At 69.0% G+C, this 11,728-nt stretch carries 12 protein-coding genes; 8 read left to right on the top strand and 4 right to left on the bottom strand.

The genetic code is table 11. From position 1 onward, the window contains the following. Nucleotides 1-131: 131 nt before the first annotated feature. Complete coding sequence (locus tag ACFV15_RS42420) at nt 132-968, bottom strand: hypothetical protein (RefSeq protein ID WP_378358403.1); 837 nt, start codon at nt 966-968, stop codon at nt 132-134. A 115-nt stretch (nt 969-1,083) separates the two neighbouring features. After that, complete coding sequence (locus ACFV15_RS42425; protein WP_378358404.1) at nt 1,084-1,326, bottom strand: DUF3039 domain-containing protein; 243 nt, start codon at nt 1,324-1,326, stop codon at nt 1,084-1,086. 52 nt (nt 1,327-1,378) lie between these two features. Here ACFV15_RS42425 and ACFV15_RS42430 point away from each other — a divergent pair, with 52 nt between their 5' ends. Genes ACFV15_RS42430 through ACFV15_RS42445 form a run of 4 tightly spaced genes read left to right on the top strand, consistent with a single transcriptional unit; the run spans nt 1,379 to nt 4,633 of the window. Continuing rightward, nucleotides 1,379-2,182, top strand: a complete 804-nt coding sequence (locus ACFV15_RS42430) for a sporulation protein (protein WP_378358406.1) — start codon at nt 1,379-1,381, stop codon at nt 2,180-2,182. 10 nt (nt 2,183-2,192) lie between these two features. Continuing rightward, nucleotides 2,193-2,843: a hypothetical protein gene (locus ACFV15_RS42435; RefSeq protein ID WP_378358407.1), complete on the top strand. Its 651-nt coding sequence runs from the start codon at nt 2,193-2,195 to the stop codon at nt 2,841-2,843. Between the two features lie 9 nt (nt 2,844-2,852). Continuing rightward, nucleotides 2,853-3,767 (top strand): pseudouridine-5'-phosphate glycosidase, encoded by a 915-nt coding sequence (locus ACFV15_RS42440; protein ID WP_378358409.1) that lies wholly within the window; start codon nt 2,853-2,855, stop codon nt 3,765-3,767. After that, nucleotides 3,764-4,633 carry a carbohydrate kinase family protein gene (locus tag ACFV15_RS42445; protein ID WP_378358411.1) on the top strand — a complete coding sequence of 290 codons (870 nt, stop codon included), beginning with the start codon at nt 3,764-3,766 and terminating at the stop codon, nt 4,631-4,633. Before ACFV15_RS42440 ends, ACFV15_RS42445 begins: the two co-directional genes overlap by 4 nt. 120 nt (nt 4,634-4,753) lie before the next feature. Here the strand turns inward: ACFV15_RS42445 and ACFV15_RS42450 are convergent, their stop codons facing one another. Beyond that, on the bottom strand, nt 4,754-5,071 hold the full coding sequence (locus ACFV15_RS42450) for a DUF3099 domain-containing protein (RefSeq protein ID WP_378358412.1): 318 nt from the start codon (nt 5,069-5,071) through the stop codon (nt 4,754-4,756). 40 nt (nt 5,072-5,111) lie between these two features. Further along, on the bottom strand, nt 5,112-6,335 hold the full coding sequence (locus tag ACFV15_RS42455; RefSeq protein WP_378358414.1) for an amidohydrolase: 1,224 nt from the start codon (nt 6,333-6,335) through the stop codon (nt 5,112-5,114). A gap of 49 nt (nt 6,336-6,384) precedes the next feature. Between ACFV15_RS42455 and ACFV15_RS42460 the strand changes: the two genes are divergently transcribed. The 4 genes from ACFV15_RS42460 to ACFV15_RS42475 all read left to right on the top strand — a co-directional run bounded on the left by ACFV15_RS42460 (nt 6,385) and on the right by ACFV15_RS42475 (nt 11,658). Beyond that, a complete protein-coding gene (locus ACFV15_RS42460) occupies nt 6,385-7,899 on the top strand; it encodes a methyltransferase (RefSeq protein WP_378358416.1) in 1,515 nt (504 codons plus the stop codon). After that, nucleotides 7,896-8,321 (top strand): D-aminoacyl-tRNA deacylase, encoded by a 426-nt coding sequence (gene dtd, locus ACFV15_RS42465; protein ID WP_378358418.1) that lies wholly within the window; start codon nt 7,896-7,898, stop codon nt 8,319-8,321. The genes ACFV15_RS42460 and dtd overlap by 4 nt, the downstream gene beginning before the upstream one ends. A gap of 274 nt (nt 8,322-8,595) precedes the next feature. Then, nucleotides 8,596-9,633, top strand: a complete 1,038-nt coding sequence (locus ACFV15_RS42470) for a sigma-70 family RNA polymerase sigma factor (protein ID WP_378358419.1) — start codon at nt 8,596-8,598, stop codon at nt 9,631-9,633. A gap of 360 nt (nt 9,634-9,993) precedes the next feature. Further along, nucleotides 9,994-11,658 carry a fumarate hydratase gene (locus ACFV15_RS42475; RefSeq protein ID WP_378358421.1) on the top strand — a complete coding sequence of 555 codons (1,665 nt, stop codon included), beginning with the start codon at nt 9,994-9,996 and terminating at the stop codon, nt 11,656-11,658. Nucleotides 11,659-11,728 lie beyond the last annotated feature (70 nt).

An 11,728-nucleotide genomic window follows, 5' to 3' on the forward strand; every position in this document is an offset into this window, starting at 1 on the left:
CAAAAACGGCATCAACACACTCACCGCACTCCGCGACGCCCTCACCGGAAACCCCTGGCTACCAACACACCCAGCAACCACCTGACTAGTTACGCCGACGGTTCTAACCGTCGGCAACACTCACGACTCTCTTACTGGCGGAAGCGCCAGGTCTTGCTGTCGAACGCGATGCAGATGCTCGGCGACATGACGATCACGCGCAGCGTCCCGTCACGCTCGTCGAAGTCGATGCCCTCGACCTCGAAGTTGCCACCGCAGCCGCTCTGCAGCGGGAGCTGGCCGAGCGAGGTCACGTGACCGGTCACGTCGGACCCGTTGAGCGAAGCGGACAAGTCGACTTGGAGCAGCGGCTTGGTGACGCCGAAGAGCGTGCCGCCAGGGTCGTCGGAAGCGCAGAGCAGCCGGGTGGCGGTCTGGAAGTCGCAGCCCTGGATGTCGCGGACCTGGCGGTCGAGCCGGATCGCCGAGGCGTACGGCAGGTTCGCGGCCGGGTTGGTGAAGCGGATGCCGGGCATCGGGTGCACGAGGAGGCGGTCCATCGTGCCCCACTCGCCGGCGACCATCCACTGGCCGTCCGGCGAGGCGGCGGCGAACGAGTTGTTGTTGGCTTCCCAGGATTCCAAGGCGTGCTTGTAGTTGGCCCAGCTGCCGTCCGGGGCCTGCACGCGGAAGAGCTTGGCGCCGCGGTCGTCGCGCTGGTACGGCTCGACGTAGTAGCCCTTGGCGGTGCCGGGGTCGCCGACGTGGTTCCAGCCCTGCGAGTTCAGGTCGGCCGGGATGGTGCCGATCCCGGTGTAGCGGATCGTCGTCCCCGACGGACGGACGATGGTGGCCAGGCCCTGGCTCTCGTCGAGCGGCCTCGCCCGGTCCGAACCGATGGTCGTCCAGCCGGTGACGGCTTCGGCGAGCGCGGGCGACATCGTTGTCAGGAGTACGGCGAGCGCGGCGACAAGGGCGGTTTTTCGCATGGAGGACTCCGTCCCGAAGGAAAATGGCGCCCTAGTGGTACCAGTCCCGTCCGGAACGGACAGCCCCCATGTGAATGATTTTCACCTTAACGACGGGTTTCCGACAGGTGGTCTGTCAGTCGCCCCTCTTGAGCCCGTCATAGATCTTCTTGCAGGCCGGGCAGACCGGGGACCCCGGCTTCGCCGACTTCGTCACCGGGAAGACCTCGCCGCAGAGCGCCACCACGTGCGTGCCCATGACCGCGCTTTCGGCGATCTTGTTCTTGCGCACGTAGTGGAACATCTTCGGGGTGTCGTCGTCGGTGCTGTCGGTGCCCTCGGGGCGGGTGTCCTGCTTCGGCAGAGTTTGGGTGCTCACGCTTCCATGATAAGACCCGTGTGGACGGCCCCGACCTGGCAGGATCTCCCCCATGTTCCAGAAGGTGCTCGCGAGCTTCGGCTCCGGCGGCGCGCGCATCGACGCCCGCCTCCTCGACCGTTCCGTCGTACCGGGCAGGCCGCTGCGCGGTGAGGTCGTGCTGATCGGCGGTGACGTCGACCAGGAGATCAACGCGCTCTCGGTCACGCTGATCGCCCGCGTCGAGGTGCCGGGCGAGCGCCCGTCGATCACGGACCTGACCTTCGGCAGCCAGCAGCTGTCGGGCCGCGAGCAGGTCGCGCCCGGCCAGCAGGTGCGCGTGCCGTTCGAGATCCAGCTGCCCTGGGAGACGCCCATTTCCAGCGTCTTCGGGAAGCCGCTCGCCGGCATCGCCGTCGGCTTGCAGACCCAGCTCGACGTGGCGAACTCCGTCGCCGACCCGCAGGACGTCGACGCCGCGGCCATCGAGCCGCTCCCCGCGCAGAAGCGGATACTGGACGCGCTGAGCCGGATCGGCTTCACCTTCCGCGGCGCCGCGCTGGAGCAGGGTCGCATCAACGGCGCCCGCCAGCAGCTGCCGTTCTTCCAGGAGATCCGCTTCACGCCATCGCCGCGTTTCGCGCCGGTGTTCGACGGGCTCGCGGTGACGTTCCTGTCGACCGCGGACGAGACGCAGGTGGTGCTCGAGGTGACCAAGCGCGTCCGGGTGAGCAAGTCGGGCGGCTTCGGCGGGCGCGGCCAGGAGTTCCTGGGCATGTTCAAGGTCGCGCACGCGAACATCGACGGCGTGAAGTGGGAGGCCCAGCTCGAAGGCTGGCTCCACGAGGTGGCCAAGCCCCGCGGCATCTTCGACTGAGCCGGTGACCATGAGCGTGCGAAGCCGATGGATCGAGGCCGTCGAACGGCTGGGCGGCGATGGCGACACGGCCGGGAAAGCCGTGCGGGACCTCGAAACCCGCTACAACGAGCCGCATCGGCGCTATCACGACCTCGCGCACGCCCACTCCGTCGCGAGGCATGCCGATGAACTCGCGCAGGCACTCTCCACAGAGGACAGGGCGCTCATCGTGCTCGCGGCCTGCGCGCACGATGTGATCTATGACGCCAAGCCGGGCGATGACGAGCGCCGCAGCGCCGAGTGGGCCCGCGACTGGCTCACCAGGGCGGGTCTCGCCGCCAGCCACATCGACAGGGTCTCGCAGCTCATCCTCACCACGCTCAGTCACGACGCGGCTCCGGAAGACGTGCTCGCCACCGCGCTGCTCGACGCGGACCTGGCCACTCTCGGCGCCTCCGAAGACGTCTACGACCAGTACGCGCGCAACGTCCGCGAGGAGTTCAAGTACGTCGACGACGAGGCCTGGACCAGCGGGCGAGCCGCCGTTCTGGAGAAGCTGCTCGCCAAGGACCCGCTGTTCCGGAGCCCGGCCGCGCGGCTCCGCTGGGAAGCCTCGGCGCGGGCCAACCTGACACGAGAGCTGACCCGATGGCGACAGCCCGCGACCGATCTCGGATGATGTCCCCTCGTGGCTAGCAAACCTCCCCAGCTGATTCTCACCGACGAGGTGGCCGGCGCGCTGCAGGACGGCAACCCCGTCGTCGCGCTGGAGAGCACGATCCTCTCCCATGGCCTGCCGCCAGGCCGCAACCTCGACGTCGCGCGCCGCCTGGAGCGGCTCGTGCGCGACGCGGGCGCGGTCCCGGCGACCATCGCGGTGCTCGATGGTGTTCCCCGCATCGGACTGTCGGACGCCGAACTCGAGCGTGTCTGCGCGCCGGGAGAGGATCTCGACAAGCTGTCGCTGCGTGACCTCGGCCCCGCTGTCGGGCTCGGCCGGTCCGGTGCGACGACCGTGGCCAGCACCGCCTCGCTCGCGGCGGCCGCCGGGATCGGCGTGTTCGCCACCGGCGGGCTCGGCGGGGTGCACCTCAACGCGGCGCAGACCTGGGACATCTCCGCCGACCTCGGCGTGCTGGCCTCGGCCGGAGTCGTGGTGGTCGCGTCCGGGGTCAAGTCGGTGCTGGACATCCCGGCCACGCTCGAGGTGCTGGAGACCAACTCGGTGCCGGTGCTCGGCTACCGGACCGACCACTTCCCTGCCTTCTACCGCCGCTCGTCCGGGCACGATGTCCCGTGGCGGGTCGACGACCCGGCGCAGGCGGCCGCGGTGATCGCCGCGCACCGGACGTTCGCTTCATCGGGCGTGCTGCTCACCAACCCGATCCCCGAAGAGTCCGAAATGGACTTGGCGCTGCACGACCGGCTGCTGGCCGAGGGCCTGGAACTGTTGCGGGTCAACAACATTCACGGCCAGGACGTCACGCCGACGCTGCTGGAGCACTTCCACACCGCCAGCGGCGGGGTGAGCATCGACGCCAACGAGGCACTCGTGCTGTCCAACGCCCAGCTGGCCGCCGAGGTGGCGGTGGCGCTGTCATGAGCGTCATCGTGGTCGGCGACGCAGGCCTGGACGTGGTCGCGCGGCCGCACGGGCCGATCCCGCACGGCGGCGACGTCCGCGCGCGCATCGAGTTCACCGGCGGCGGATCGGGCGCGAACACCGCGCTGTGGCTGCGCGCGTACGGCGCCGACCCGACGCTGATCGCCCGCATCGGCGACGACCCCGGCGGCAGGCTCATCCGCGCCGAACTCGAAGCCGCGGGCGTGCGGTGCGCGTTCACCGTCGACCCCGACGCCGCCACCTGCTGTGTGGTCTGCCTCGTCGACGGCGACGGCCAGCGCAGCATGCTCGCCGACCGCGGCGCCAACGCCCGCTTCGAGCCAGCCGACATCGACCCCGCCGTGCTCGCCGGAGCCCGCCACCTGCACCTGTCCGGATACGTGCTGCTCGACCCGTCGTCACGGCCCGCCGGGCTCGCCGCGCTCGCCGCCGCGAAGGAGGCGGGGCTGACCACGTCGGTCGACCCGCAGGCGGCGGCGCACCTCACGAAGGACCCCGCCGGTTTCCTCGACGACGTGCGCGGCATCGACCTGCTCATGCCGAACACCGAGGAACTGGTGGCACTGACCGGATCCGCCGATCCGGCCGCGGCGCGCGAGCTTCTCGGGGTCGCCCGCGCCGTCGTGGTGACCGCCGGGCTCCAGGGCGCGAGCTGGGTCGACGGCGACGGCATCACGTCGGTCCCCTCGGAGCCGGCCGAATGCATCGACTCGACGGGCGCCGGCGACGCGTTCGACGCCGGTGTGCTCGGAGCGTGGCTCGCCGGTGCGTCCACTGTGGACATTCTGCGCGCCGGGGTGAAACTCGGCGCGAAGGCGGTCGGCCAGGTCGGCCCCCAGCCCTAGCCATACCCCGAAAGCGTCGTTCGGTCCCTGCCAGATCCCCAATGCGTCCTTCGGTCCCCAGCAGGTACCGAAAGACGCATTGGGGTCACCCCAGGGGCCCAATGCGTCTTTCGGGTTTTTTCAGGAGCCTTCGATGATCTGGTGGGTGCCGGACTCGATCTTGGTCTTGTCGGGCGTGTAGCGGTTGACCTTTTCCTTCTTGCGGGCGGGGCCGTCGTTGGCGATGAGCACCGCCATCCAGGGCAGTGGCACGGAGATCGCGACAAGGGTCAGCGCGAGCCACCAGGTCTGGTAGAAGACCCCGGCCAAGATCAGGCACGGGAAACGCATGCCCATCATGATCATGTACTTGCGTTTGCGGGCGGCCAGCTGGTCGTTGTACGACGGGGCCGCCGCGGTGATCAGCACCGGCTCCTGGCCGTCGGCGGGTCTGGTCACGACACCACCTCCCATGGACTCATCCTCCCACTAGAAGAACTCAAGCGACACCCAGGTGACCGAGCGCACCGACGACCAGTGTCTCGATCCCGGTTCGCAGCGTCGGATGCAGCACCGGCGCGAACAGCGGCGAGTGGTTCGACGGGATGTCCTGTTCGAACCGGCCGGCGCCGATCGCGGCGAGCACGGTGTCCGGGTCCGCTCCGCCGACCAGCCAGAACACCGACGGGACGCCTGCCGCGCGGCCGAATTCGCTGAAGTCCTCGCTACCGGTGACCAGTGGCGCCTCCATCGTCCGGTCGGCGCCGAAGTGCCCGCGGAAGAGCTCGGTGAGCTTCGCGGTCGCCGCGTCGTCGTTGGCGGTGACGGGGAAACTGCCGATGCGCTCGATGTCCGGCGGCTTCGGCACGCCCGCGGTCGCGGCCTCGCCGTTGACGATCCGCTCGACGGCCGCGAGCACCTTGGCGCGCACGGCCTCGTCGAAGCTGCGGACGTTGACCTCCAGCACCGCGTGGTCGGCGATGATGTTGTGCGCGGTGCCCGCGTGCAGCATGCCGACGGTCACCACGGCCGACTCGGTCGCGGAGATCTCCCGCGAGACGATCGTCTGCAGTTTCAGCACGATCGACGCCGCCAGCACGATCGGGTCGACGGTCGTCTCCGGCCGCGAACCGTGCCCGCCGCGCCCGTGCAGGGTGACGCGCAGCGCGTCGGTCGCGGCCATGATCACGCCGGGCCTGGTCAGCACCCAGCCCGCCGGTCCGGGCACGATGTGCTGTCCCAGCACGACATCCGGCTTACCGGCAGGCTCGAAGACGCCGTCGCGGATCATGCCGGTCGCGCCGTCGCCGACCTCTTCACCGGGCTGGAAGACCACCTGCAGCGTGCCGGACCAACGCGCCCGCCCGACGGCGAGCAGCCGCGCCGCGCCGGCGAGCCACGTGACGTGCATGTCGTGCCCGCAGGCGTGCATCACGCCGTCGACGGTGCTCGCGTAGTCGAGCCCGGTCTTCTCCTCGACCGGCAGCGCGTCCATGTCGGCGCGCAGCATGACGTTCGGCCCGTCGCCGTTGCGCAGCACGCCGAGCACGCCCGTGCCGGCGAGCCCGGTGCGCACCTCGAACCCGTCCGCCGCGAGCCGCTCGGCGACCAGGCCCGCCGTGCGCGTCTCGGTGAAGGCCAGCTCGGGATGCCGGTGCAGATCGAGGTAGAACGCTTCCAGGCCGGGCAAGGCGGCCTCGAGCGGGGCGAGCACGGGTGTCATGCCGTGATTCGACCACACCCTCAGGCGTGCACCCCGGCGTGCTCACCCTATGACAGCATTACCCGCTGTGAGCACTGATCTTCCTGTCTTCTCCGCCGACCTCTGCGACCGGCTGCGCGAGGCCTTCCTGCGCGCCGGCTATCACGCGGACGGGGTGATCGACACGCTCGGCGGCGCCGCCAACGCGGCCTTCGGGCGCGGTGAGCCCGAGCTCGCGCGCCGCGCCAGCCTCGACGCGGGCGATCTCGGCACGCTGATCAGGCTCTTCCTGCTCGGCGAGACCGAGTCCGAGGCCGACGTCAAGTCCGCTTTCGCGCCAGTGAGCATCGATGAAGCGGTCGGTGTCGGCCTGCTGCGCCTGACGAGCAACGGCGTGCGCGCCGGGCTGGACGTCCGGCCGCACGGCGACGACGAGGGCGGCGCCTGGTGGGTGTTCTCCGACCTCGACCCCGATCTGCTCGGGCACCCCGTGCCGGGCCATCACGTGCTCGGTGTCGGGCACGCCTCACTGAGCCTGGTCAGGGCGACCACCAGGCGGCCCGTCGGCACCCTGCTCGACCTGGGCACCGGCAACGGGGTCCAGGCGCTGCACGCGTCGCGGCACGCCCAGCGGATCACCGCGACCGACGTGTCCGCACGCGCGCTCGCGCTGGCCGAGGCGACCTTCCGGCTGAACCGGCTCGACGTCGAGCTGGTCAAGGGCGAGTGGTTCGCGCCGGTCGCGCGGCGCAAGTTCGACCAGATCGTCTGCAATCCGCCGTTCGTGGTCGGACCGCCGAGGGTCGACTACACCTACCGCGACTCCGGGCTCGCCGGTGACGACGCGAGCGCGCTGGTCGTGCGGCAGCTCCCGTCCTTCCTCAACGACGGCGGCGTCGGGCAGCTGCTGGCGTCCTGGCTGCACGTCGACGGCGAGGACTGGACCGATCGGGTGAGCCGCTGGCTGCCCGCCGAGACGGACGCCTGGTTCGTGCAGCGTGACGTGGCCGACCCCGGCCTGTACGTGGGCACCTGGCTGCGCGACGCGGGCATCGACCCGCGCTCCCCCGAAGGCCGCGCCAAGTCCGCCGACTGGCTCGATTGGTTCGACGCGAACAACGTGGACGGCGTCGGCTTCGGGTTCGTCACACTGCGCCGTTCGGGCGGCAAGACGCCGACGATCGTCGCCGAGGACCTCCGCCAGGCCTACGACGACCCGCTGGGCGCCGAGGCCGCGACCTGGCTCGACCGGGTCGACTGGTTGCGCGACAACGGCGACGCGCTGCTGGAGACCAGCTTCGAGGTGCCCAAGACGGTGCTGCTCGAGCGCGTCGACGAGCTCGGCGCCGAGGGCTGGCTGACCACCGTGCGCCGGCTGCACCGCACCGACGGCCCCGGCTGGCAGCACGAGGTCGACGAGCTCGCCGCGCGGCTGCTGGCGGGCTGCCAGGGCGCGCTGCCGCTGGAGGACCTGATCGAGCTTCTCGCCGCCGCACAAGGACTCTCCGCTGAGGAACTCTCAGCGAGCGCGGTGCCCGTGGTGCGCGAACTGGTCCGCCACGGCATGTTGCTGCCGGTCCGATGAGGGCGGTGGTGGCCAGGGTCACCGAAGCGAGCGTGACCGTGGAAGGAGAGGTGGTCGGCGCGATCACGGAGCCCGGTTTGTTGGTGCTGCTGGGAATCCACGTCGACGACCAGCCGGAACAGGCCGTGACCATGGCGCGGAAGCTGCACGAGTCCCGCATACTCCGCGACGAGGAATCCTGCGCCGACACCGGCGCGCCACTGCTCGTGGTCAGCCAGTTCACGCTCTATGGGGATACCCGGAAGGGCAGGCGTCCGTCGTGGACCAAGGCCGCCCGCCCCGAACCGGCGGAGAAGCTGGTGGACGCGGTGGTCAGTGAATTGCGCACGCGCGGCGCACGGGTGGAAACCGGACGTTTCGGTGCCATGATGGAGGTACGGAGCCTCAACGACGGTCCGTTCACCGTTCTCATAGAGGTTTAGACCATAAAGATATTCGCATCCGATCACGGTTTCTCAGTCAAATCTCAGGTTTCGCTCTCAGCAAAAGCTCAGGTTTGATCGAGCAACCGGGGAGAGGGTGAGCCCGTCTCTTTTATTGACGGGCTCGGGAACGAAATGGCAACCCGAGGCGTTGAGCACAGTGTCCGGCCAGCGAGCCGGACTCCCGCCGCCTGGGTTTCCACAGGGCTCGGGCAGCGGGGAGAAGTGACGTAGTGCACCGCACCACGTTCAACCCGTGACCGGGGAGGCAGAAATGTCAGTCCAGACGCTCGAACGCGAAGCCAGGGGGATTCGCGAGCGCAAGATTCCTGCGCAGGAGTTCATCGACGAGCCGGTTGCCCCCGCCGCTCCGATCGATCCGTCCGACCTTGACGCGCCGAGCCCCGCCGCCGATCTGGTCCGTGTGTACCTCAATGGTATCGGAAAAACCGCACTGCTCACCGCGGCCGACGAAGTCGAGCTCGCGAAGCGCATCGAAGCCGGTGTTTTCGCCCAGCACGTGCTGGAGACCGAGGACAAGCTCACGCCGAAGCGCCGCTCCGAGATGAGCGCGCTGGTGCGCGACGGCCACGTCGCCAAGAACCACCTGCTGGAGGCCAACCTCCGCCTGGTGGTCTCGCTGGCGAAGCGCTACACCGGCCGGGGGATGCCGCTGCTGGACCTGATCCAGGAGGGGAACCTGGGCCTGATCCGCGCGGTGGAGAAGTTCGACTACTCCAAGGGGTTCAAGTTCTCGACCTACGCCACCTGGTGGATCCGCCAGGCCATCACCAGGGGGATGGCCGACCAGGGACGCACCATCCGGCTGCCGGTCCACCTCGTCGAGCAGGTGAACAAGCTCGCCCGCATCAAGCGTGACCTGCACCAGCAGCTCGGGCGCGACGCCACGCACGAAGAGCTGGCCGCCGAGTCCGGCATCCCGGCCGAGAAGATCTCCAGCCTGCTCGACCACGCGCGTGACCCGGTGTCGCTGGACATGCCGGTCGGCACAGAGGAGGACGCCCCGCTGGGCGACTTCATCGAGGACTCCGAGGCCACCGACGCGGAGAGCGCCGTGATCTCGGGACTGCTCCAGGACGACCTGCGCCGCGTGCTCGCGACGCTGGACGACCGCGAGCAGCACGTCATCAGGCTGCGTTATGGCCTCGACGACGGCCAGCCGCGCACGCTCGACCAGATCGGCAAGCACTTCGGGCTCTCCCGTGAGCGCGTCCGCCAGATCGAGCGCGAGGTCATGTCCAAGCTCCGCCAGGGCGAACGCGCGGACAGGCTGCGGGCCTACGCCAGCTGACGGAATGATCGTTGAGACGAATGGGGCTGTGCGTGGTTACGGCGCGCACAGCCCCGTCTTGTTTTCCGGCATGCTTGGGATTGCAAGGTGCATGCAAAGTGGTGATTCGTTTTCCGGCGTGTTCACGCAGTGGAATACACGTTCGGCGGCGTTGACTTATGACGTGCGTCACGAGACCGTCTAGTCGGCACAGAACATCGGTCTTCGGCCAGCACGGTCAGTGAGCTTCGCGGTCGGGCGTTCGCGTCCGGGCCGCTTTCCCCGGAAGGTCGGGTCCGTCGGGGTGGGCCCGGCCTTCCGACATTTGCGGGCCAGGTATTTTCGAGGCACCGAATTTGCGCGCAAAGGAGCCCGCTTCCCGTGTCCTCCAAGCCCACCACGTTCCAGCACACCGAAGTCCTGCCGCTCGGCAAGGACAACCGCACCGAGTACCGGCTGGTCAGCCCGGACGGCGTCCGCGTCGTCGAAGCAGCGGGCCGCAAGTTCCTCGAAGTCGACCCCGAAGCGCTGACCCTGCTCGCGCGCACGGCCATCACCGACATCCAGCACCTGTTGCGCACGTCACACCTGGCGCAGCTGCGCGCGATCGTGGACGACCCGGAAGCGTCCGGAAACGACCGTTTCGTCGCAATGGACCTGCTGCGCAACGCGGCGATCTCGGCGGGCGGTGTGCTGCCGATGTGCCAGGACACCGGCACCGCGATCGTCATCGGCAAGCGCGGCGAAGGCGTGCTGACCGGCGGCGACGACGAACGCGCGCTGTCGAAGGGCATCTACGACGCCTACCAGGAGCTGAACCTGCGCTACTCGCAGATGGCGCCGGTGAACTTCTGGGACGAGAAGAACACCGGCACCAACCTGCCCGCGCAGATCGAGCTGTACCACAAGGACGGTCAAGCCGACCCCGCCTACGAATTCCTGTTCATGGCCAAGGGCGGCGGCAGCGCGAACAAGACTTTCCTTTACCAGGAAACGAAAGCCGTGCTGAACCCGAAGCGGCTCGCGAAGTTCCTCGACGAGAAGCTGCGCAGCCTCGGCACCGCGGCCTGCCCGCCGTACCACCTCGCGATCGTCGTCGGCGGCATGTCGGCGGAGTTCAACCTGAAGGTCGCGAAGCTCGCCTCGGCGCGCTACCTGGACGACCTGCCGACCGAGGGTTCCGCGCTGGGCCACGGTTTCCGCGACACCGACCTCGAGCAGCAGGTGCTGGAGATGACGCGTCAGTTCGGCATCGGCGCGCAGTTCGGCGGCAAGTACTTCTGCCATGACGTCCGCGTCATCCGCCTCCCCCGCCACGGCGCCTCGTGCCCGGTCGGCGTCGCCGTCTCGTGCTCGGCCGACCGCCAGGCGAAGGCGAAGATCACCGCCGACGGCGTGTTCCTGGAGCAGCTCGAGCGCGACCCCGCGCAGTTCCTGCCGGACGTGACCTCGGAGGACCTGTCGGACGAGGTCGTCTCGGTCGACCTGAACCAGCCGATGTCCGAGATCCGCGCGCAGCTCGCGGCCCTGCCGGTGAAGACGCGCCTGTCGCTGACGGGCCCGCTGGTCGTCGCCCGCGACATCGCGCACGCGAAGATCGCCGAGCGGCTCGACGCGGGCGAGGAGATGCCGCAGTACCTGCGCGACCACCCGGTCTACTACGCGGGCCCTGCCAAGACGCCCGAGGGCTACGCGTCGGGTTCGTTCGGACCGACGACCGCCGGCCGGATGGACTCCTACGTCGAGCAGTTCCAGGCGGCGGGCGGCTCGCTCGTCATGCTGGCCAAGGGAAACCGCTCGAAGAAGGTGACCTCGTCCTGCCGGCAGCACGGCGGGTTCTACCTGGGTTCGATCGGCGGCCCGGCCGCGCGGCTGGCGCAGGACTGCATCAAGAAGGTCGACGTGCTGGAGTACGCCGAGCTCGGCATGGAAGCCGTGTGGAAGATCGAGGTCGAGGACTTCCCCGCCTTCATCGTCATCGACGACAAGGGCAATGACTTCTTCGAAGCCACCTCGGAGCCGACGCTCCAGATCAGCTTCCGCTAAAGGGAGTCGTGGGGTGTTATGGCAGTTTAGAGAACGCCAAACACTCACAAAAACAAAAAACACACTGAAG

The organism is Amycolatopsis sp. NPDC059657 (genome assembly GCF_042734395.1).
Taxonomy (GTDB): Bacteria; Actinomycetota; Actinomycetes; order Mycobacteriales; family Pseudonocardiaceae; genus Amycolatopsis.

Bases quoted from the DNA above. Each gene is read 5' to 3' on its own strand.
- ACFV15_RS42470 (WP_378358419.1), top strand. From the start codon at position 8,596: ATGTCAGTCCAGACGCTCGAACGCGAAGCCAGGGGGATTCGCGAGCGC.
- ACFV15_RS42445 (WP_378358411.1), top strand. From the start codon at position 3,764: ATGAGCGTCATCGTGGTCGGCGACGCAGGCCTGGACGTGGTCGCGCGG.
- dtd (WP_378358418.1), top strand. From the start codon at position 7,896: ATGAGGGCGGTGGTGGCCAGGGTCACCGAAGCGAGCGTGACCGTGGAA.
- ACFV15_RS42455 (WP_378358414.1), bottom strand. From the start codon at position 6,335: ATGACACCCGTGCTCGCCCCGCTCGAGGCCGCCTTGCCCGGCCTGGAA.
- ACFV15_RS42420 (WP_378358403.1), bottom strand. From the start codon at position 968: ATGCGAAAAACCGCCCTTGTCGCCGCGCTCGCCGTACTCCTGACAACG.
- ACFV15_RS42435 (WP_378358407.1), top strand. From the start codon at position 2,193: ATGAGCGTGCGAAGCCGATGGATCGAGGCCGTCGAACGGCTGGGCGGC.
- ACFV15_RS42460 (WP_378358416.1), top strand. From the start codon at position 6,385: ATGACAGCATTACCCGCTGTGAGCACTGATCTTCCTGTCTTCTCCGCC.
- ACFV15_RS42430 (WP_378358406.1), top strand. From the start codon at position 1,379: ATGTTCCAGAAGGTGCTCGCGAGCTTCGGCTCCGGCGGCGCGCGCATC.